We start from the raw sequence: 20,051 nt of genomic DNA on the forward strand, positions 1-20,051 counted from the left end.
CTATGTGCTTGCACACAGGGTGTCACAGGCCATTCGGATGATAAACCGGCATTTATGACATATTATTGGTCGATACTGCCTATCTAATCCCTAATGCACTGATTTAAGGGCAAACAACATGCTCCGTGTCGCTGTTATTGGCTTTGATGGTGCGTTGGCCAGCGCCATCACCGGCATCATTGACCTTTTTCGTCTGGCGGGCGTGTCGTGGGCACGCATCCACAGCGAGGAACCGGACCCACGCTTTCATACCCGGCTGCTGACCCGGGATGGAGGCCCGTGTCGCTGCATAAACGGGATGACTCTGATGGCCGATGGGCGCTGGGATACCGACGACCCGGCAGACGTCATCGTTATTCCCACCATTGGTGCCTTCATCCCGGATGTGCTCAAGCGCAATCAGGCCCTTATCGAGTGGTTACGCCAGCAGGACAGCAAGCAAACCCTGCTAGCCAGCAACTGCACAGGTGCCTTCCTGCTGGCCGAAGCCGGCTTGCTCGACGAAAAACAGGCAACCACCCACTGGGGCTTCAGTAACCAGTTCCGGCAGCGCTACCCCCGGGTTTACTGCCACCCGGAGAAGCTGGTCACCGTGGACGGCAACGTGGCCTGCGCCGGCGGTGGCATGGCGTGGTGGGATCTGGGCGTCTATCTGGTGGAGCGCTATGCAGGCACCGATGTCGCCCGACAGCTGGCAAAGGCGTTCGTCATTGATGCCGGCCGAACCAGCCAGGCGCCCTACGGCGCGCTGCAAACCAAGCGATATCATGCGGACCGGACCATTCTGGAACTGCAGGACTGGCTTGACGCCCATTACACCAAACCCGTCACCCTGAGGGATCTTTGCCAGCAGACCGGGCTGAGCGAACGATCATTGTTCCGACGTTTCCGGGCAGCAACGGGCGACACGCCGACCACCTATCTGCAGCTTCTTCGCATTGAGCATGTCCGCCAGCGACTGGAGTCATCCCGCCAAGCCATTGAAGATATTATTCATTCAGCCGGCTACGAGGATGTAAGTTCGTTTTCCCGTCTGTTCAAGAAGCATACCGGCATGGCTCCAGGGGCCTACCGGGCCCGCTTTGCCCGATGACGACTGTAACAATGGCACGAGGTATGCGTCAGAAAAAATAGAAGGCCAAATTTTGGTGCAGTTCGTAAAGAATTTTGACACCAGTGTCTGAGTGGGAGGGCACCATGGACACACCATCACGGCCAAGTCAGGCCGACGTTCTGAACAAGCTGTATTGCATGAAGCAAAAGCAGCTGGCAAAAGCCTTAGAAAGTGGCAACAGCTTGCGAAGTCAGGTACTTGCGGCCGAAGCTGAAGCCATCTTCAATGCCATAAAAACCGCTCGCTAATCTTTTTTCTCACCTCTTCCGGGAGCCAGGCTTTTCTTCAGGCGACGGCTCCAGCGCTGTTTCGCGTAGCGGCGAAGGTTAGAGACATTGTCCGTCTCGTCCATGATCTCGGTGCCCAACAGCGTCTCCAATATGTCCTCCAGCGTCACTATGCCCAGCCAGGTGCCGAGCTGATCGTACACCACCGCCAGATGTTGGCGCTCCCGCAACATGTCTGAAAACAGGAATTCAATATTGGTATTGCCCTTGACCCGCTTGACCTCGCGCATGTGGGACAGTAGATCTGCGTCCTCATCGAGATTGAGCAGATCGGCACGGTGCAGATAGCCAAGTGCCTCGCCCTCTTCGTCGATGACCGGGTAACGGGAAAAGGGCGAGTTCCGTACCTTGTCCCGGAACACCTCCACCGTTGTGCCCGGCTCGATGTACTTGCACACGGTTCTTGGGGTCATCACCGAATCCACCTTGATTTCATGAAATCTCAGTACGTTGTGGATGATTCGTTTTTCATCCTCATCAAGCGCCTGCTGATCCCGGCCTATTTCTGCCAGGGCACTGATTTCTCCCCGAATGTCCGTCTCCGGCTCACCGGATCCGATGCGGCGGGTCACCTGCTTGGACAACCAGATGAACGGCAGCAACGCCTTGATCATAAACCCGAGGATGGCTGGCAAATATGGCGCCAGTCCCCGCCAGTACTTGGCGCCAATGGTCTTGGGAATGATCTCGGAGAAAATCAGAATGGCCAGGGTCATCGCTGCGGAGGCCACGCCTAGCCACGCCTCGCCAAACACAACGGCAACCTGGGCCCCGACCCCGGTTGCCCCGACCGTGTGGGCCACGGTGTTGAGCGTAAGAATGGCGGACAGCGGCTCTTCGACGTCGTCCTTCAGTTTCCGGAGGCCCTCAAACTGTTGCGGCCGCTCGTTTTTCAGGGAGGCAACATAGCTTGGCGTCACCGACAGCAGAGCCGCCTCCAGAATGGAACATAGGAACGAAAACCCGATCGAGATGATCGCGAACGCAATGAGTAAGGTCATAGCTTTATCGCAACTTCCGTTCCCTGTCGGATGGCCCGTTTTGCGTCCAGCTCCTCGGCAACATCGGCACCGCCGATCAGGTGCGCCTTGACACCCGAGGCCTCCAGCTGATCAAAAAGTTCCCGGTAGGACTCCTGCCCGGCGCAAATCACCACGTTATCGACATCCAGCACGCGGGTTTCGGTTTCCTTGCCTTCCTTGTCCACCAGGGTAACGTGCAGACCATCGTCATCAATGCGGTCATATCGGCAGCCACGCAGCATTTCCACGTCCCGGTGTTTGAGGCTGTTTCGGTGCACCCAGCCGGAGGTCTTGCCCAGACCCGCGCCAACCTTGCCGGTCTTGCGCTGCATCAGGTAGATCTTGCGGGGCGACTCGGTGGGCTGACGCTCGGCCAGGCCACCCGGCCCTTCGTAGTCCGGAGCCACACCCCATTCTGCCTGCCAGGCATCAATGCTGATCTGCTCGCCTTCGGGTTGATGACTGAAGTCGTGGGTCAGAAACTCACTGACGTCGAACCCGATACCGCCGGCGCCAATCACCGCCACGGACTTGCCCACCGGCTTGTTATGACGCAACACATCCAGATACCCGAGCACTTTCGGGTGGTCAATACCGTCAATAGCAGGTGTTCTCGGCTTGACGCCGGTGGCGACAACCACGTCGTCAAAACCGGCCTTGGCCAGGGATTCCACATCCACTCGGGTGTTCAGCTTCAGGTCGATGTCCAGCAGCTCGATCTGGCGCTGGAAATAACGCAGGGTTTCGTAGAACTCTTCCTTACCGGGAATCCGCTTGGCGTAATTGAACTGCCCGCCAATCCGGTCGTCCGCTTCGAAAAGGGTGACCTTGTGCCCACGCTTGGCGGCAGTCGTCGCGGCGGCCAGCCCGGCAGGCCCGGCGCCCACCACCGCCACACTCCGCACTACCGGCGCCACGGTCAGCACCAGCTCCGTTTCATGACAGGCGCGAGGGTTCACCAGACAGGACGCCCGCTTGGCCTGAAACGCGTGGTCCAGACAGGCCTGGTTGCAGGCAATGCAGGTATTGATTTCATCCGCCCGGCCCTGCTCGGCCTTGCGCACAAACTCGCTGTCCGCCAGCAGAGGGCGAGCCATGGACACCATATCGGCTTTGCCGGCGGCCAGAATTTCCTCGCCTTTCTCGGGCGTGTTGATCCGGTTGGTTGTACAGACGGGAATATCCACTTCGCCATAGAACTTGGCAGTGACATCGGCAAATCCACCCCGGGGAACGGAGGTAACAATGGTCGGCACCCGTGCCTCGTGCCAGCCAATGCCCGTGTTGATAATAGTGGCGCCCGCCTGTTCGATGGCCTTACCTAACGCGACGATCTGATCCCACGTCTGACCACCCTCCACCAGGTCCAGCATCGATAAGCGGTAAATGATGATGAAATCCGGGCCAACCGCTTCCCGGATCCGGCGCACAATCTCCACAGGCAGGCGCATCCGGTTTTCATAGGGGCCACCCCACTTATCCGTCCGCTGGTTGGTGCGCTCGCACAGAAACTGGTTGATGAAATAGCCCTCGGAACCCATCACTTCCACACCATCGTAACCGGCATACTTGGCCAGTTCCGCCGCGCGGACGAAGTCCTTGATCTGCCCTTCAACACCACGGGCAGACAGGGCGCGCGCCTTGAACGGAGTGATCGGTGCCTTGGTGGCAGACGCAGAGACGGTGAACGGGTGATAGCCATAGCGCCCGGCATGCAGCAGCTGCAGGCAGATCTTTCCGTTCGCCTCGTGCACGGCACCGGTAACATGGCGATGCAAAAGTGCCGTGCCCTTGTTGTTCATGGTGGAAGCCAGAGGCGCCAGCTGACCGGCCAGGTTGGGCGAGTAGCCACCAGTCACCATGAGGCCTACCCCACCCTCGGCACGCTCGGCAAAGTAGCGGGCAAACTTGTGGATGTTCCAGAACCGGTCTTCCAGGCCGGTATGCATGGAGCCCATCAGCACACGATTTCGGAGTTCGGTGAATCCAAGATCGAGGGGTTTAAGTAGATTTGGGTAGGTTGAACTCATGATGTTGCCTCACGAAAAATTTATACCGAGTATACACTTGGTGAATGGCAAGGTGACTTGACCAGCAGGACGGGCCACGTATCATCGGCAATCAAGTTTGACTGACGGAGCGACCATGACCATAAGGTCTACTGGCTGCAAGTTCTCCACTGGCACGCCGATAACCGCAGACATCGCGCGGCATCGGGGGCGTTTGCCGTACTTTCCTGATCCACCTGCCCGGGCCTGAGAGTTCATCATTATCCTGTCCTCGGGTCAGCACCGCTCTGACTGAAGGATGGAGCCGGAGACAAGAAACAATAACAGGCTTGTCTCTACGACTAACAAGGATCCGATAAGAGGTTGCGATGTCGCTACCGTTGGTTGTTCTACTGCCATTTCTGGGGGCCATAGCCGCGCCCCTGTTTGCCCAGGGAGGGCGCACGGCGATCGCCATTGCCTCGTCCGTGCCGGCGCTGATTGCCCTTGCGGCGCTATTTCCTCATTGGCAAACCCTCGCGGACGGCGGCATTGTGCTGTACCACGCCGAGTGGCTTCCTGCCCTGGGGCTGGCCTTCAGTTTCCGCCTTGACGGGCTGTCCCTGCTGTTCGCCCTGCTGATCCTCGTCATCGGTCTGCTGATTATCCTGTACGCCCGTTACTATCTGAAGGCACAGGAGAACGTCGGCAAGTTTTATGCCCTGCTACTGAGTTTCAAAGGATCGATGCTGGGCATTGTGCTGTCCAACAACCTGCTTCTGATGATGATTTTCTGGGAGCTGACCAGCCTGACGTCCTTCCTGCTGATCAGCTTCTGGAACTACAAGCAGGACGCTCGGCGGGGGGCACGAATGGCACTGGCCGTCACCGGCGGTGGCGGGCTGGCGCTGCTGGCCGGCATCCTGATGATTGGCAACATTGTTGGCAGCTTTGAGCTGGATCAGGTACTGGCCGCCGGCGACCAGATCAAGGCGCACTCGCTCTATCCGGTGGCCCTGACCCTGATCCTGCTGGGCGCCTTTACCAAGTCCGCCCAGTTCCCGTTCCACTTCTGGCTGCCCCACGCCATGCAGGCGCCGACGCCCGTCTCCGCTTACCTGCACTCGGCCACCATGGTCAAGGCCGGCATCTTCCTGATGGCCCGCCTCTATCCGGCTCTGGCGGGCACTGAACAGTGGTTCTACATGGTCAGCTTTACCGGCATGGCCACCTTGCTGATTGGCGCCTACGTGGCCATGTTCAAGCACGACCTGAAAGGTCTGCTGGCCCACTCCACTGTCAGCCACCTGGGCCTCATCACCCTGCTGTTCGGCATGGGGACCGAACTGGCGGCAGTGGCGGCCGTGTTCCATGTCATTAACCACGCCACCTTCAAGGCGTCCCTGTTTATGGCTGCCGGCATCATCGACCATGAAACCGGCACCCGGGACATGCGGCGCATCAACGGGCTCTGGCGATACATGCCCCATACCGCCACCCTGGCCATGGTGGCAGCCGCGTCCATGGCCGGTGTTCCCCTGCTGAACGGATTCCTGAGTAAGGAGATGTTCTTTGCCGAATCCCTGGAACTGAACCTGCCGGGCATCTGGGCATGGCTGCCGCCACTGGTGGCCACCCTGGCGGGAATTTTTGCGGTTGCCTATTCGGCCCGATTCATCCACGACGTGTTCTTCAACGGCCAACCGGTGGATCTGCCCATTTATCCGCCCCATGAACCGCCCCGCTACATGAAGATTCCCGTCGAAATTCTGGTGTTTGCCTGCATCATGGTGGGCATGTTCCCGGCGATTTCTGTCGGACCTCTGCTTTACGCAGCGGCCTCGGCCACGCTGGGCGGAGAGGTGCCCGAGTACCACCTGACCATTGCCCACGGCTTCAACCTGCCCCTGCTGATGAGTTTCATCGCCTTCTTCGGCGGTTTGCTGATGTACACCCAGCGACAAAAATTCTTCGACTTCCACGCACGGTTTAAAGAAGTGGACGAGAAAGCAGTGTTCGAAGCCGCCATGTTGCGCGTCGAAGGCTTTGCCCGGGGCATCACCGAGCACGTTGAAAATGGTTCGCTGCAGCGATATGTCTTTTTCCTCGCCGTCAGCGTCATTGCTGTGGCCGCCGCGCCGCTGATGGATCTTGGCATTTTTGTTGGCGAGTCTGGCCTGTCGCCCATCGACCTCCCCACCGCCCTGGCAGCCGGCGTGCTGATCATCTGCGCGTTCCTTACTGCAGCCCTGCACCGTTCCCGCTTCTATTCACTGACCCTGCTCAGCGTGGTCGGACTGGTGGTGGCACTGGCCTTTGCCCGCTTCTCGGCACCGGATCTGGCCATGACCCAGTTGTCGGTGGAAGTGGTCACCATTGTGTTGCTGATGCTGGCACTCTATTACATGCCGTCCTGGACACCACTTGAGACCTCCAAGCCTCGCCGCATTCGCGATGTCATCATTGCACTGGTGGCGGGCACAGGCATGACGCTGGTGACCCTGGCCATGCTGACCCAGCCGTTCAGCTCGATTTCCGAGTTCTTCCTGGAAAACAGCAAGTCCGGAGGTGGCGGAACCAATGTGGTAAACGTGATTCTGGTGGACTTCCGGGGCTTTGATACCCTCGGCGAAATCACCGTGCTGGCCATTGCGGCGCTGGGCATCTACGCCATGCTGAAGAATATGGCCCTGACACCGCCCCCGGGCGACGGCCAGGGTCACGGCTGGACGCGGGATCTGCACCCCCTGATGCTGCGACTCATTGCCCGCCCAATGCTGCCACTGGCATTGATGGTATCCGTTTACATCTTCCTGCGCGGGCACAACCTGCCGGGTGGCGGCTTTATTGCCGGCCTGATCACGTCCATTGCCCTGATCCTGCAGTACGTGGCCAGCGGCATGGTCTGGACCCAGGACCGGGTGCCATTCAAATACCACAATGTGATTGGTATCGGCCTGCTGTTCGCCGTTATCGCCGGTGCCGGCAGCCTCGCCTTCGGCTACCCGTTCCTGACCTCCACGTTCGGCTACATCACCTGGCCAGTGGTGGGTAAGTTCGAGGTTGCCTCGGCACTGGTCTTTGACCTCGGGGTCTACCTGACGGTCATTGGCGCCACTCTGCTGGCAATCGTGAGTATCGGCAGAATCTCACCGCACTCGGCCATCAAGAGTCCTAAGGAGGGCGCGTAATGGAACTTGTCTTTGCTCTGGTTATCGGCGCGCTGACCGCTTCCGGCGTCTACCTGATCCTGCGGGCCCGCACCTTCCCGGTGGTGGTGGGTTTGACGTTGCTGTCCTACGGCGTAAACCTTTTCCTGTTCTCCAGCGGCCGACTGGCCACTGCGGGCCAGCCCATCCTCGGCTCTACGGACGCCTATTCAGACCCGCTGCCACAGGCACTGGTCCTCACCGCGATTGTGATCGGCTTTGCCATGACCGCGTTTGTCGTGGTGCTGTCCCTGCGCAGCCTGGCCGATCATGAGGATGACCACGTGGACGGCGAACGCAATGCCCGCCTGGCAGACACCGAACAGGAAAAACAGGAGGGCCAGCAATGACGCAGTGGCTGACTGCCCCCATTCTGATCCCGCTGATCGGCGGCATTCTGCAGGTATTCATGGGCTATGCCCCGATCAGCCTGCGCCGGACCCTGGCCCTGATCACCACCGTGCTGATGATGGTGTCCACCATCGTTCTGCTGGTTATGGCGAGCGATGGCACCTACCGGCTCTACGCCTTTGGCAACTGGCAGCCGCCCTTTGGCATTGTGCTGGTGCTGGACCGGTTGGCCGCGCTCATGCTGGTGCTGACCTCGGTCCTCGCCCTGTTCTGCCACATCTTCTCGATCGGTGGCCAGGACGAGGGTAACCGCCAGTTCCATGGCCTGTTCCTGTTCCAGCTGCTGGGGCTGAACATCGCTTTCCTGACCGGCGACCTGTTTAACCTGTTCGTCGCCTTTGAGGTACTGCTCATCGCCTCCTACGGCCTGTTAATGCATGGAGGAGGCCGAACCCGTACCGTGCCGGGCCTGCACTATGTGGTCCTCAACCTGGCTGGCTCGGCCATTTTCCTGATCAGCGTCGGCATGATCTACAGCGTCACCGGCACCCTGAACATGGCGCACCTGGCGGTGGAGATTCCGAAAGTCAGCGGCGAAGAGCTGAACATCGTCAAGGCCGGCGGCATGATGTTGCTGGTGGTGTTTGCGCTCAAGGCGGCTCTGATCCCCCTGTGCTTCTGGCTGCCAAAGGCCTACGCCCGGGCAACCGCGCCCGTGGCAGGCCTGTTTGCGGTGATGACCAAGGTGGGCATCTACGCCATCCTTCGGATCTACTTCCTGATCTTTGGCGATTCCGCCGGCTCACTGGCGAACCTGGGAATGGACTGGGTATTCCCGCTGGCCCTGATCACCCTCACCATGGGCGTCATTGGCGCACTGGGTGCGGATAACCTGAAAACCCTGGTGGCCTGGCAGGTGGTGATCTCCGTGGGCACCCTGCTGGCGCCCATTGCCCTGGGCTCCACCGATGGTATTTCCGCTGCCCTCTTCTATCTGCTGAGCACCACCTGGACCGTCGCAGGCCTGTTCCTGGTTGCTGATCTGGTCTCCAACCAGCGCGGCTCAGCCAAGGACAAGATCGTCACAGCGCCACGCATGCACAACCGTACCTTCCTGAGCGTGTTGTTCTTAGTGGGCGCCGTGGCCGCCGCCGGCTTGCCGCCCCTGAGTGGCTTTTTCGCCAAAGTGCTGATTCTGCAATCTGCGCTGGATAGTTCTCAGATGGCGTGGCTGTGGTCAGTCATCCTGATTGGCAGTTTCTTTACCGTGGTCGCCTACAGCCGGGCTGGAAGTATTGTGTTCTGGCGCACGGTGGATGGACACGTGGAAAACAAATCACCGCTGACCGGCACGGTATCGGTCAGCGCCGGCGCGCTGGTCGGCCTTAGCCTGATTATTGTGGCGCTGGCCGGGCCGATTGGTTCATACACCGACGCGACTGCCGAACAGCTGAACAACCCGCAGGCCTACATAGAGGTGCTCAACACGCCGATGGTGGGAGGAAACCCATAATGTTTGATCGCCTGAGCTTTTTCCCCCAACCCTGGTTAAGCGTATTGCTGTTTGCCACCTGGCAGCTTCTGAGCGACGGCATTTCTGGTGCAAGCCTGGTGATTGGTATCCTGCTGGCCTGGGCCATCCCCCAGATGACCCATGGTTTCTGGCCGGACCCACCGGCCTTCATCAGGGCCTGGCGCATGCCGCTGTACCTCCTGCGGGTCATCAGGGACATCGTGATCGCCAGCATTGAAGTCGCCTGGCTGATTCTGAGCCCTCGCAAGCCTCGCCCGGCATTCATCTCCTATCCGCTGGAACTGGAGCATCCTCTGGCCATCAGTATTCTGGCCAGCACCATTTCCCTGACGCCGGGAACGGTGAGCGCAGACGTGAGTGACGACAACAAGCTGCTTCTGATTCACGCCCTGGACGCGGAAAACGACCAGGAAGTGATCGACACGATCCGGAACCATTACGAGAAACCTCTGCTGGAGATGTTCCAATGATGGTCACAGCCCTCTACATCACCATTGCCATGGTCACACTGGCCGCCCTGCTGAACGTATTTCGCCTGATCAAGGGCCCGGATGCGCCAGACCGGGTGCTGGCGCTGGACACGCTTTACGTCAACGCCATCGCCCTGATCATACTGCTGGGCATCACCCTGGGTACCCGGATGTATCTGGAATCTGCGCTGCTGATTGCCGTGATGGGGTTTGTCGGCACCGTTGCCATGGCCAAATATCTCAAGCGCGGCAGCGTGATCGACTAATCACCGGCCCATAAAGGACACACGTTATGAGTGCGTTTCTTGAAATTATGATATCCATCCTTTTGCTGATTGGGGGCGCGTTTACCCTGATTGGTGCCATTGGACTGGTCCGGTTGCCGGACTTCTACACCAGACTGCACGGCCCCACCAAGGCAACCACACTGGGTGTGGGCGCCATTATGGTCAGCTCCGTACTGTACTTCAGCCACGGGGGCGAAACAGGCATTTCAGAGATTCTGATTACCGTGTTCCTGTTCATGACCGCACCGGTCAGTGCCAACATCCTGGCCAAGGCCGCGATGCACATTGGCGTGAACACTGCCGAACACACCCGGGGCAACCCCTGGGACCAATAAGAAGCGTCTAAACGGCACCTATCCGAGTATTTCCATTGGTTTCAGCCTAATCTCGTGTAAAGTAGGCGCCAAAATTCTTATAAGGAGACAGCGCACAATGCTGAAAGTGAATGAATATTTTGATGGCAACGCCAAGTCCATCAACTTCCAGACCTCAACTCTGCCAGCGACGGTAGGCGTGATCAGCCCGGGCGAATACGAGTTTGGAACCACCAAGAAAGAAACCATGACCATCATCAGCGGTGCACTGACCGTCATGCTGCCTGGTATGGATGACTGGCTGACCTACGGCGCGGGCGAAAGCTTCGAAGTGGCTGGCCAGGCCAGTTTCAAGGTCACTACCGATGTGGACACCGCTTACCTCTGTACCTACGAGTAAGCTCAAGGCCTGAACAGACCATAAAAAAAGCCCCGTGAACGCTTCTGGCGTCACGGGGCTTTCTCATGTTTTGAGCAGCAAACTGTATCCCTCCAGTCAGCCTCCCGAACGCTTCACCGTCCAGCCTTTTTCCTGCAGGAGGGGCACCAGAATATCCCGCTGATCGCCCTGAATCTCCACGACACCGTCTTTCACCGTTCCACCGGTGCCGCACTTGGCTTTCAGGACTTTGGCATAAGCCTTGAGTTCTTTGTCATCCATGGGGATGCCCGTTACCAGGGTCACGCCCTTGCCCTTCCGGCCCTTGGTTTCACGGCTTACCCGCACAATACCGTCGCCCTTCGGCCTTTCGGGCTCGCTACAGGTGCATTCAGACACTGGGTTCTTACAGCCGGGGCACATACGGCCGTGCTCGGTGGAAAACACCAGTCCACCTTCATTTCGCTTCTTCATTCCGGTCCTCTGTTCTGCTCCGGTTTATGACTCAGGGGCCGGAGGGTACTGGGAAAACATTTCCGCGACCACTTCATCGATCAGTTCACGGCGTTCGTCGGACGACTGGAATTCCTTTAGATAACGGCGGCTGACGGCTCGCCAGACCACCTCATTGGCGGAGGTATCCACCAGTTCCAGGACCAGCTTGCCCTCTTTCACTTCCCGCACCGGCGGCGGTGCAGCCATGCCCCAGCCAAAGGGGCCGCGGCCAAACCCGATACCTACGCCAACACCCACCTGCTCCAGCCGCTCTTCTTCAACAATCTGCCAGTTCACCAGCAGGTCCGCCTCGGCTTCGGGCACCTGGCGCAGGGCTTCGCGTTTCATTTCCCGCTCCACAGCAGCACGAACACGGCTGCCATCCAGGGAAACGAACGAGCCTGCCCCGGCATTGGGCGCAAAAGCCCAGGTACCATAACTGCCGAACATGGCGGTGTCCTTGTAGTCGGTTACCACGTTGGCCGTGCAACCGGCCAACGCCAGCAACAGGGCAGTGATCATCAGAAAACGCATGCAAGATCCTCCTTGTGGAGCTCACGTCCTTTCAGTATACGTCCGCCAGAGACCTACAGCTGTCCTTACGGGTCAGTTATCGAAATGGTAGTCCAATCGCTGGGCATCGCAGAACGCTGCAAAGGCATCGGCCAGCTCTTCCGGAACCTGAAGTTGGGCGGTGACCCGGTTGCCATAGTCAACCGAGACCACCTCGGCACCGTGGACCTCACACCAGTGCCTTACCGGCTGTTCGTCAGCGAACTGCATGGTCACGGTTACGGGGGCCATAGGCTGCTGGACCACACGGTCCACGGCCGACAGCACACTCTCAGCGGCACCGGCGTAGGCCCTCACCAGACCGCCAGCGCCCAGTTTGATGCCGCCGAAGTAGCGGATCACCATCACCAGCACGTCGCCCATATCCTTGTGCTGAATGACATTTAGAATGGGCTTTCCGGCGGTGCCCGAGGGCTCGCCGTCGTCACTCATGCCCGCCTCTGCGGCGGAGCCTGGCCGTCCCAGCTGGTAAGCCCAGCAAACATGCCGGGCATCGGGATGATCGTTATGGGCCTCGTCCAGCCACGCCTTGACCTCCTCACGAGAGGAAACCGGCGCAATCCGGGCGATGAAGCGGCTTTTCTTCACTTCCGTTTCCCGCTCAAGGTATCCTGCGGGGACCGGGTAATCCTTGCTCATCAGTAGGTAAACCTTATGTCTGAAGACAGCGATCGTACCAGTCCGGGCGCAGCCAGCCCAGCCAGGATCCAGAAGGCCGCCTGCGGTATCCGGTTCGCAGACGATGAACTGCAGGAAGGCATCGATTTTTCCGGTGCCGAACGCCTTATGCCCGAGGACGACGCGGCACCGGACGAACCGGAATCAGGTGCCGATAAAGACCGGCAGACGGATCGTCACCCGTAAGCCGCCCGAAGCGCCTCGATCGGCGCGGATTGAGCCGTCGTGGGCCGCGACAATGTCCCTGGCAATGGCCAGGCCAAGACCCCAGCCCTGCCCCCCGCGGGATTTGTCGGCGCGGTAGAAGGGCTCGAACAGGTGCGGCAGGTGTTCGTCATCCACGCCCGGGCCTTCATCCTCGAAAGCGATCTCGAGAAATTGCCCCGATGTCCCGACACTCACCTGAACGGCATCCCCCGGCGAGGTGTGGTCAAGGGCATTCTGCAGGATGTTTTCAAACGCCCGGCGCAACAATTCGCCATCGCCCAGTACAGAACTCTTGAGCAACTCTGGCCCGGCCGTGAGCTGACAGTCTACCCCCTGGTGTTCCGCATAGTCCGCCGCATCCTGGAGCACTTCGTTGATCAACGTCAGCAGCGCAACCGGCTCCCGCTCGATGTCATTGCCCTGCTCGGCCACCCGGTACAAGGTCAGGATCTGGGCGGTCATGGCCTCCAGCCGTTCGTTTTGTCGCAGAATACTGGCCATGAGTTGTTCGTCCTCACCGGCATCGGTCGCCAACTCAATGGCAATTCGCTGGCGAGTCAGGGGCGTTCGAAGGTCGTGGGAGATATCCCGTAGCAAATGTTTCTGCCGTTCCAGCAGGGTGCACAGCTGGTCGGTCATGGCATTGAACGCCGTAGCCAGCTGGCCAACCTCATCGCCCCGCCCGGCAATATGCTCACTGACCCGCAGCTCGGTCCGCCCACCGGCGATTTGCCGTGCGGTCTGTTCCATGTGATTCATCGGGCGCGAAACCATACGGGCAATCCACCAGCACGCCAGGGTAATCAGCACGGCGGCCAGAGCCAGCTCGATGAAACGGAACACACCGGGGTCCAGCCAGCCTTCCCCTGAGGCCCGGGGCCAGGCCACCAGCTGATACCTTTCATTGATATCAAACAGTGCCGGTTTCTGGGGATACCAGCTGGATTCCATGCGTTCCCGCACGAAAGACGGCAGGCGCCGCTCCTTATCATCCAGATCAATCAGAATAAGGTGCAGATCCATCTGTTCGCCCTGTTCACGCAGAAAACGCCAGGGCGCCCATTTGCCGTTCTCCTCGCGAATCGCGATAGCTTCCAAGCCAAGGTCATGAAGCCCGGCCTGCCGCTCAATGGCTTGTCGCTCACGATCCAACAGTACCCGGCTCGCCAGGTTACTGGCCACCACTGTCACGGCCATCGCCAGCCAGATCGACAGGAAAATCCGCCAGAACAGCGGCACGGACGGCAGCCATTTCATGCCAGCACCTTGTAGCTGTACCCCAGCCCCCGAACCGTCTCTATTCGTTCCTGCCCGTCCGGCCCCAGTTTCCGACGGAGGTTACTGATGTGCATATCCAGGGTGCGGTCGTACGCTTCCAGACGTCGCCCAAGCGCCCACTGCATCAGGTCCGGTTTGCGTACCACACTGCCAGCGTGGGACAGCAGCACTTGCAAGACTTCGTACTCGGTGGCGGTGAGGTCCAGCGGTTGGTCGTTCTGCAGGATACGGCGGTGCTCCGGCTCCACCTTGAGATCGCCATAGACCCGGGCAGCATTGACCTCGGCTCGCTGATCCCACGCCACCCGCCGCAACAGGGCTTGCAGCCGGGCCACCAGCTCCCGCGGATTGCAGGGCTTTGGAATATAATCATCGGCGCCCACTTCAAAGCCGACAATACGGTCGGTTTCATCGCCTCGTGCGGTAAGCAGAACAACCGGCAAATGAGTGTCGGCGCGTAGCTCACGCAGCACTTCCAAGCCATTGATGTCCGGCAGCATGATATCCAGCACCACCAGATCACAGTTCTGCCCCCGGGCCAGGGCCAGCCCATCGTTACCGTTGGCCGCTTCACGAACCGTAAACCCCTGATTACTCAGATAACGGGCCAGCAGGCTCCGCAATTCCTCGTCATCTTCAACCAGCAACACCCGGTTCTGCATCTTGCGCCTCCTGAACAATGATCCCGAGTCTACCACGGCTGATTCAAGCCGCTGTTTCCTGTCGCTTTCCTTTGCAGAACCTTTACATTTTGAGAACTTGCCGGCGTCTTCTGACCCAGAGTTCGTGATGAAAGCGAAGTTCTGACCTATGGTATGACCAAGGACACCCAAAAAAGCCTGTAACGGATGCCTGATACACAAACCCTCTCCCTGACTCTGGACACCTGCTACTCGGTGGAAGACATTCCACGGGCAGACTGGGATCGCCTGGCTGGCCAGGACAACCCGTTTTTGCGCTACGAGTTCTTTCAGGCTCTGGAGCGTTCCGGCTGTACCAGCCGCTCAACCGGCTGGGAGCCCAGCCACCTGATTTTCCGATTGGATGGTGAGATCGCCGGCCTTGCGCCGGCTTACCTGAAGACCCATTCCATGGGCGAGTATGTGTTCGACTGGTCCTGGGCCCAGGCCTATCACCAGCACGGACTGGATTATTACCCCAAGTTGCTGATGGCCATTCCGTTCACGCCGTCCCAGGGGCCGCGCCTGCTGCTTTCCCGGGAGCTTCGGGGGTTGCTGGACGCGCGCCAACTCCATGAGTTGTTCGACAACCTGATGCATCAACTGGGTGGCCACTCCTGGCACCTGCTGTTCCCGGATGCCCGGGACCGAAAGCTCCTGGGCTACCCACAGGAACTTCGCCGGCTCGGCTGTCAGTTTCACTGGCACAATCGCAAGTACGAAACCTTTGACGGTTTTCTGGAACAGCTTACCTCCCGCAAACGCAAGTCCATCCGGCGCGAGCGCCGTCAGGTGGCTGAACAGGGCATTGTGTTCAGCCGTTTTCACGGCGAGGATATTCCGGATGATGTCATGGAGGCTTTTTACACGTTCTATCAGGCCACCTATCTCAAGCGCGGGCAGCGCCCCTATCTGAACCGGCAGTTTTTCGAGCTGATTCGAGTCAACCTGCCCGAACATCTGCACCTGGTTATGGCCCGGAAAAACCGCGAGTGGGTTGGCGGCGCCCTGTTCCTGACCAGTAAGAACACACTCTACGGGCGTTACTGGGGTTGCCTGGAAGAATACCCCCACCTGCACTTTGAAACCTGCTATTACCAGGGCATCGAACTGGCCATTGAACTCGGCCTGAGCCGCTTCGATGCAGGCGCCCAGGGCGAACACAAGCTGGTAAGGGGATTTGAACCGCAGCTCACCCACTCCTGGCACGGCATAAGCCACCCGGGTTTCCGGGATGCCATCCGAACCTTTATCCGCGACGAAGCGGCCCAGGTGGACGCCTATTTTCAGGAATCGTTCAGCTTTTTGCCGTACAAACAACAGGATCAGGATTAACTTCTATACTGAAACCTTGACGAGGCTCAAACGGATTCTGACCGAATGGAAACGGACCCACTACTCAGTTTTCTGGAAGGTAACCAAACCGCGCTTATTCTTGCTGCCATTGCACTGCTGGTTGGCATTGTCGCTCTGGTAATGGCCTTTACGCTGTCCCGCAGTGCCAATCGGGAAGCCGACTCCCTGCGCCAGCAGGCCCGCTCACTGGGGCGTGAACTGGAAGAACTCCGCATCGGTCAATTCTCAGGCGGCGGCCATCGCCCGCCTCCCACTCTGGGTGCCGATCCGGGAGCCACCCGATATGACACGGAAAAAGAAGCCTACAGCAAAATATGGCCCCAGCTTTGGCAGTTACATGATCGCGTAGGCATTTTTATACGAGCCATCGAGAATGGAGAATCCGCCGGCGACCTGCGGCTCGATGCCCGCAACGCGGCGCTCGAAGCCCGCCAGTTAATGAACCTGAATCGTCCGTTCTGCAACGAGACGGTCGAAGAACTGGTGACCCGCCTGATTGATACCGAGATCAAGGTTCACCTCGCTGCCTGCCAGCATATGGATGTGTCAAAGGAAGTGTCTGACTCGTCCTCCGACCACGAACGCCGGGTACTGAAAGACAAATGCCAGGCCCTTTACGATGGCGAGGCCCGGGATCTGATGAACCGACTGGCGGATGCCATCCGAACCCGGGTGATCAACGTTAACTATCCATGATGCGAAAGCCGATCTTCAGCACCACCTGGTAGTGGCCGACCCTGGAGTCGACGATATGGCCGCGGGTTTCCACCACCTCGAACCACTCCATGTTGTGAATCGACTTGGCACACTCGCCCAAGGCGTTCTCTATGGCATCTTCGATGCTATTCTTGGACGAACCCACAATCTCCACTTTCTTGTACGTGTGGTGGTCAGTCATGATTGCTTCCTCCGGATTTGCTGAAAACAGCGTGGCTGAAGATACTCTTGAGCCTAGAAGACAAGCCCGGTGCCGGCAAACCAGCCGCGTCCGTTGGCAATCTGCCCTTTCGTGTAACTCGTACTTTTTGCCATGAAAAAAGTATCGAAAATCAGCCTCTGGCTACTGGCCGGAGTCGCACTGATCCTTTCAGGGCCACTACTGATGGCCACCAGTGGCAGCCTGCAAGGTGCAGAAAGCTGGCAAACCGCCAGCCGGGAAAGTGCTGGCCTTGCGCCGGCACCAGAGGACTATGACGGTGCGGTCGTGCAGGTTTATGGCGCACGGGCCTGGAGTTGGCGGGGGTACTTTGCCGTGCACACCTGGATAGCCACCAAGAACCAGGGTGCCAGCGACTACCACGTTCACGAAGTGCTGGGCTGGCGCCACAAGGTGGTGAGGTCGCACCCGGGCGTGCCCGACCGCCACTGGTTCGGCGCCCGGCCGCAACTCTATGCAGACATCCGTGGTGAGGAGGCAGAGAAACTCATCCCCGCCATCTCCGACGCCGTCGAATCCTACCCCTACCCCACCGAATACAAAGCCTGGCCAGGTCCCAACAGCAACACCTTTGTCGCCTGGGTGATCCGCGAAGTACCCGGGCTTGATGTGGCGCTGCCCAACCACGCGATCGGCAAGGACTACCTGGGCGAAAACTGGGTTGCGGAAGTACCGGGTGGCGCGGGCTACCAACTGTCGGTTGGCGGCTACTTCGGCCTGCTGGCCGGCGTCCGGGAGGGGCTGGAGCTGAATGTGCTGGGCCTGTCACTGGGAGTAAACCCGATGGCGCTGGGCATCAAACTGCCGGGCATTGGCGAGCTGGCTCTGCGAAACCCGAATCCGATGGCAGAAGACAGCCAGTGATGGGGCATGCGGCCGTCTAAACACCTGAGGCAGTTTCAACATGAATATAGCGCCCCTTTGTTCTTATGAACCCCGTTGACCTGTATTCGAGCCGCGTCGCTACCTACACGAGGTTCGTAAATGTCGTCCGCTATCCGCAAGGTATCCGTGCGTACTTTCTGCGCGCCTCCTGGCTCCGGTCAGGCCTTCATGTGCTTGATGCCGGATGCGGCACTGGATTCGCGACGCTCGCACTCAGGGATGCGTTACTTAAGCGGCGAATGGTTCCCGGATCCTTCCACGCGTTCGATCTGACGCCGGCGATGATTGACCGCTTTCGCGCAACACTTCACAAGCGTGCTATCACGGACGTCGAACTTACACAGGCCGATGTTCTTGAATCAGAGGCGTTGCCAGCGGAATGGACCAACTACGATCTGATCATTTCCGCCTCGATGTTCGAGTACCTCCCCCCGCACCGTGTGAGTGAAGGGTTTCAAAGACTGCGCTCGCGGCTGAACGAAGGTGGGCGATTCGTCCTTTTCATCACACGCCGGAACTGGCTTACACGCCCTCTTATCGGCCAGTGGTGGCAAGCGAACCTGTATAGCAAGAAGGAACTGAAAGAGGCGCTGTACAAGGCTGGTTTCACTTCCCTGACGGTTTCCCGATTCCCTATCCAGTACCGATGGTTGTCGCTCTGGGGCTTCGTTATCGAAGCGACGACATAATTTGCCCCAGGCGGATATTTTCGCGAGATAAACGCAGAAACTTCACTCCGCTTCGAGAGTCCTACCAAGAGCGACAGGGGATCGATCTTTTGCCTGGGGAGGACACCAACATGATGCATTTCAAAAACCTCAACGAGGTCGTTGAATCGCTAAAAACAGATGATTCGACTAAGAATGATCCGATAAAAAGGGTGTTCGTTTTCGATGGAACGCATTTAACGGCGAATGTCGGGGTGGTTCGTGACAGTGGCAATGCCCTTCATACTCAAAATCACCACGATGAGATACTCGTTATCATAGAGGGCAACGTCGATTTCAAAGTTGGCGATGAGATAAAGCAAGTCAGTCAGGGAGACCTGGTCTTCATTCCACAACACACCCTCCACGGGCCAATATTGAAGGAGGGGCAAAGCTTCGCAGCACTGTCCGTGTTCGCCCCTTATTTTGACAGGTCGAAGAACAACATCGTGTGGGACAGGGATTCCGCTTAGCTGTCGTTGCTTATGCGATTGACATCAAGTGATTTTGGATGGCGCGGCCATGTCACGCCAAGACAAGAAAATGAACCTAGCGAACCGAACGTACATAGCCGCTTGTAAGATGATTTACCGGCCGGTTTTCCGTCGATCAGCTCGTCAGATTCTGAAGGGGCGACTGTTTGATCTTACCCAGCCAGAAAAGGGACGGTGGCTTGAATCCGACATCAATGACTATCTCAGGCAAACATGGGCGCGCTCCGAACAGTTGATGCCAATGGCAGAACTCGACAATTTGCCAACCTATGGCAATCGTCAAACGGTCTTTCTGGCGGTAATCACGACCGCTGCCTATCAGGCAATGATAAGCCGTGGTGTGCCTTCGGAGTACGCCAGGACACTGGTGGCCGATGTAGGCTGGAAAGTTTATAACTGGATGCTAACGGCCGTATCCATACCTTTTCGTGTCACCAGCCGCGACCCTGCACTACGTATAGAAAGGACTCTCCGAGCGCTCATGGTTTTCCCGTTCAGCGCGCCCGGAGCTCCGGGCTATGCGGTGAAAGCGTGGTCCGAAGGAGGCAACACCTACACATACTGGACGCACTGCCCACCACAAACCTTTGTTCGTCGTGTGATTGAACGGCATGGTGATCATGGCGAACTGGATGCTTTCTTCCAGTCCTGGTGTCTATACGATTGGCCGGGGGCCGATGTCATTGCCAGCGATGGGCAACACGGGCATTACAGTCGTCCGCATACACTCTCAAGGGACGATTCGGTGTGCGACATGTGCTGGCATGGTTGTGCCCGGACGGGCGAGGCACCTGAAGCCTGAGGCA

The 20,051-nt window shown here is 58.6% G+C and carries 24 protein-coding genes; 16 read left to right on the forward strand and 8 right to left on the reverse strand.

From position 1 onward, the window contains the following. Positions 1–118 precede the first annotated feature (118 nt). A complete protein-coding gene (locus QVZ43_RS02070; RefSeq protein WP_302908676.1) occupies positions 119–1,093 on the forward strand; it encodes a GlxA family transcriptional regulator in 975 nt (324 codons plus the stop codon). Positions 1,094–1,197: 104 nt separating this feature from the next. Continuing rightward, positions 1,198–1,362 carry a hypothetical protein gene (locus tag QVZ43_RS02075; RefSeq protein WP_223794108.1) on the forward strand — a complete coding sequence of 55 codons (165 nt, stop codon included), beginning with the start codon at positions 1,198–1,200 and terminating at the stop codon, positions 1,360–1,362. Here the strand turns inward: QVZ43_RS02075 and QVZ43_RS02080 are convergent. Beyond that, positions 1,359–2,402, reverse strand: a complete 1,044-nt coding sequence (locus QVZ43_RS02080) for a CNNM domain-containing protein (protein ID WP_302908677.1) — start codon at positions 2,400–2,402, stop codon at positions 1,359–1,361. The two genes, QVZ43_RS02075 and QVZ43_RS02080, sit on opposite strands and share 4 nt — an antisense overlap. Then, positions 2,399–4,453: an NADPH-dependent 2,4-dienoyl-CoA reductase gene (locus QVZ43_RS02085; RefSeq protein ID WP_302908678.1), complete on the reverse strand. Its 2,055-nt coding sequence runs from the start codon at positions 4,451–4,453 to the stop codon at positions 2,399–2,401. Before QVZ43_RS02085 ends, QVZ43_RS02080 begins: the two co-directional genes overlap by 4 nt. 347 nt (positions 4,454–4,800) lie before the next feature. On the opposite strand from QVZ43_RS02085, the gene QVZ43_RS02090 reads away from it, so the two are divergent. The 7 genes from QVZ43_RS02090 (at position 4,801) to ppnP (ending at position 10,976) form a co-directional block, all read left to right on the forward strand. Continuing rightward, entirely contained in the window at positions 4,801–7,602 is a 2,802-nt protein-coding gene (locus tag QVZ43_RS02090; protein WP_302908679.1) for a monovalent cation/H+ antiporter subunit A, read from the forward strand. Then, on the forward strand, positions 7,602–7,970 hold the full coding sequence (locus QVZ43_RS02095) for a Na+/H+ antiporter subunit C (RefSeq protein ID WP_302908680.1): 369 nt from the start codon (positions 7,602–7,604) through the stop codon (positions 7,968–7,970). Before QVZ43_RS02090 ends, QVZ43_RS02095 begins: the two co-directional genes overlap by 1 nt. Next, the gene (locus QVZ43_RS02100; RefSeq protein WP_302908681.1) at positions 7,967–9,484 is read left to right on the forward strand and encodes a monovalent cation/H+ antiporter subunit D; all 1,518 of its coding nucleotides are present in this window, start codon (positions 7,967–7,969) and stop codon (positions 9,482–9,484) included. Before QVZ43_RS02095 ends, QVZ43_RS02100 begins: the two co-directional genes overlap by 4 nt. Then, complete coding sequence (locus QVZ43_RS02105; protein ID WP_302908682.1) at positions 9,484–9,975, forward strand: Na+/H+ antiporter subunit E; 492 nt, start codon at positions 9,484–9,486, stop codon at positions 9,973–9,975. Before QVZ43_RS02100 ends, QVZ43_RS02105 begins: the two co-directional genes overlap by 1 nt. Continuing rightward, complete coding sequence (locus QVZ43_RS02110; protein ID WP_302908683.1) at positions 9,972–10,241, forward strand: K+/H+ antiporter subunit F; 270 nt, start codon at positions 9,972–9,974, stop codon at positions 10,239–10,241. The genes QVZ43_RS02105 and QVZ43_RS02110 overlap by 4 nt, the downstream gene beginning before the upstream one ends. Before the next feature lie 26 nt (positions 10,242–10,267). Next, on the forward strand, positions 10,268–10,597 hold the full coding sequence (locus QVZ43_RS02115) for a Na+/H+ antiporter subunit G (protein ID WP_302908684.1): 330 nt from the start codon (positions 10,268–10,270) through the stop codon (positions 10,595–10,597). Positions 10,598–10,694: 97 nt separating this feature from the next. Beyond that, positions 10,695–10,976: a pyrimidine/purine nucleoside phosphorylase gene (gene ppnP, locus QVZ43_RS02120; protein WP_223794117.1), complete on the forward strand. Its 282-nt coding sequence runs from the start codon at positions 10,695–10,697 to the stop codon at positions 10,974–10,976. A 96-nt stretch (positions 10,977–11,072) separates the two neighbouring features. Here the strand turns inward: ppnP and QVZ43_RS02125 are convergent, their stop codons facing one another. From QVZ43_RS02125 to QVZ43_RS02135, 3 genes are all read right to left on the reverse strand, one after another. After that, positions 11,073–11,429: a translation initiation factor Sui1 gene (locus tag QVZ43_RS02125; protein WP_302908685.1), complete on the reverse strand. Its 357-nt coding sequence runs from the start codon at positions 11,427–11,429 to the stop codon at positions 11,073–11,075. 24 nt (positions 11,430–11,453) lie between these two features. Further along, positions 11,454–11,984, reverse strand: a complete 531-nt coding sequence (locus QVZ43_RS02130) for a DUF4136 domain-containing protein (protein WP_223794132.1) — start codon at positions 11,982–11,984, stop codon at positions 11,454–11,456. 72 nt (positions 11,985–12,056) lie between these two features. After that, entirely contained in the window at positions 12,057–12,662 is a 606-nt protein-coding gene (locus QVZ43_RS02135; protein ID WP_302908686.1) for a YigZ family protein, read from the reverse strand. Positions 12,663–12,677: 15 nt separating this feature from the next. Between QVZ43_RS02135 and QVZ43_RS02140 the strand changes: the two genes are divergently transcribed. Then, a complete protein-coding gene (locus QVZ43_RS02140) occupies positions 12,678–12,887 on the forward strand; it encodes a hypothetical protein (RefSeq protein ID WP_302908687.1) in 210 nt (69 codons plus the stop codon). Here QVZ43_RS02140 and QVZ43_RS02145 read toward each other — a convergent pair. After that, the gene (locus QVZ43_RS02145) at positions 12,846–14,165 is read right to left on the reverse strand and encodes a sensor histidine kinase (protein ID WP_302908688.1); all 1,320 of its coding nucleotides are present in this window, start codon (positions 14,163–14,165) and stop codon (positions 12,846–12,848) included. The two genes, QVZ43_RS02140 and QVZ43_RS02145, sit on opposite strands and share 42 nt — an antisense overlap. Further along, entirely contained in the window at positions 14,162–14,848 is a 687-nt protein-coding gene (locus QVZ43_RS02150) for a response regulator transcription factor (protein WP_302908689.1), read from the reverse strand. The genes QVZ43_RS02145 and QVZ43_RS02150 overlap by 4 nt, the downstream gene beginning before the upstream one ends. 186 nt (positions 14,849–15,034) lie before the next feature. Here QVZ43_RS02150 and QVZ43_RS02155 point away from each other — a divergent pair, with 186 nt between their 5' ends. After that, positions 15,035–16,201 (forward strand): GNAT family N-acetyltransferase, encoded by a 1,167-nt coding sequence (locus QVZ43_RS02155; protein ID WP_223794137.1) that lies wholly within the window; start codon positions 15,035–15,037, stop codon positions 16,199–16,201. A 45-nt stretch (positions 16,202–16,246) separates the two neighbouring features. Next, entirely contained in the window at positions 16,247–16,918 is a 672-nt protein-coding gene (locus QVZ43_RS02160; RefSeq protein WP_302908690.1) for a hypothetical protein, read from the forward strand. On the opposite strand, the gene QVZ43_RS02165 is transcribed toward QVZ43_RS02160, so the two are convergent. After that, positions 16,905–17,120 carry a dodecin gene (locus QVZ43_RS02165; RefSeq protein WP_223794139.1) on the reverse strand — a complete coding sequence of 72 codons (216 nt, stop codon included), beginning with the start codon at positions 17,118–17,120 and terminating at the stop codon, positions 16,905–16,907. The two genes, QVZ43_RS02160 and QVZ43_RS02165, sit on opposite strands and share 14 nt — an antisense overlap. 132 nt (positions 17,121–17,252) lie before the next feature. On the opposite strand from QVZ43_RS02165, the gene QVZ43_RS02170 reads away from it, so the two are divergent. From QVZ43_RS02170 to QVZ43_RS02185, 4 genes are all read left to right on the forward strand, one after another. After that, positions 17,253–18,023: a DUF3750 domain-containing protein gene (locus QVZ43_RS02170; protein WP_302908691.1), complete on the forward strand. Its 771-nt coding sequence runs from the start codon at positions 17,253–17,255 to the stop codon at positions 18,021–18,023. A gap of 65 nt (positions 18,024–18,088) precedes the next feature. Next, positions 18,089–18,733 (forward strand): class I SAM-dependent methyltransferase, encoded by a 645-nt coding sequence (locus QVZ43_RS02175; RefSeq protein WP_302908692.1) that lies wholly within the window; start codon positions 18,089–18,091, stop codon positions 18,731–18,733. Positions 18,734–18,843: 110 nt separating this feature from the next. Next, on the forward strand, positions 18,844–19,224 hold the full coding sequence (locus tag QVZ43_RS02180; RefSeq protein ID WP_302908693.1) for a cupin domain-containing protein: 381 nt from the start codon (positions 18,844–18,846) through the stop codon (positions 19,222–19,224). A 70-nt stretch (positions 19,225–19,294) separates the two neighbouring features. Beyond that, a complete protein-coding gene (locus QVZ43_RS02185; RefSeq protein WP_302908694.1) occupies positions 19,295–20,047 on the forward strand; it encodes a hypothetical protein in 753 nt (250 codons plus the stop codon). Positions 20,048–20,051 lie beyond the last annotated feature (4 nt).

This window comes from Marinobacter suaedae, assembly GCF_030519635.1.
GTDB lineage: Bacteria > Pseudomonadota > Gammaproteobacteria > Pseudomonadales > Oleiphilaceae > Marinobacter > Marinobacter suaedae.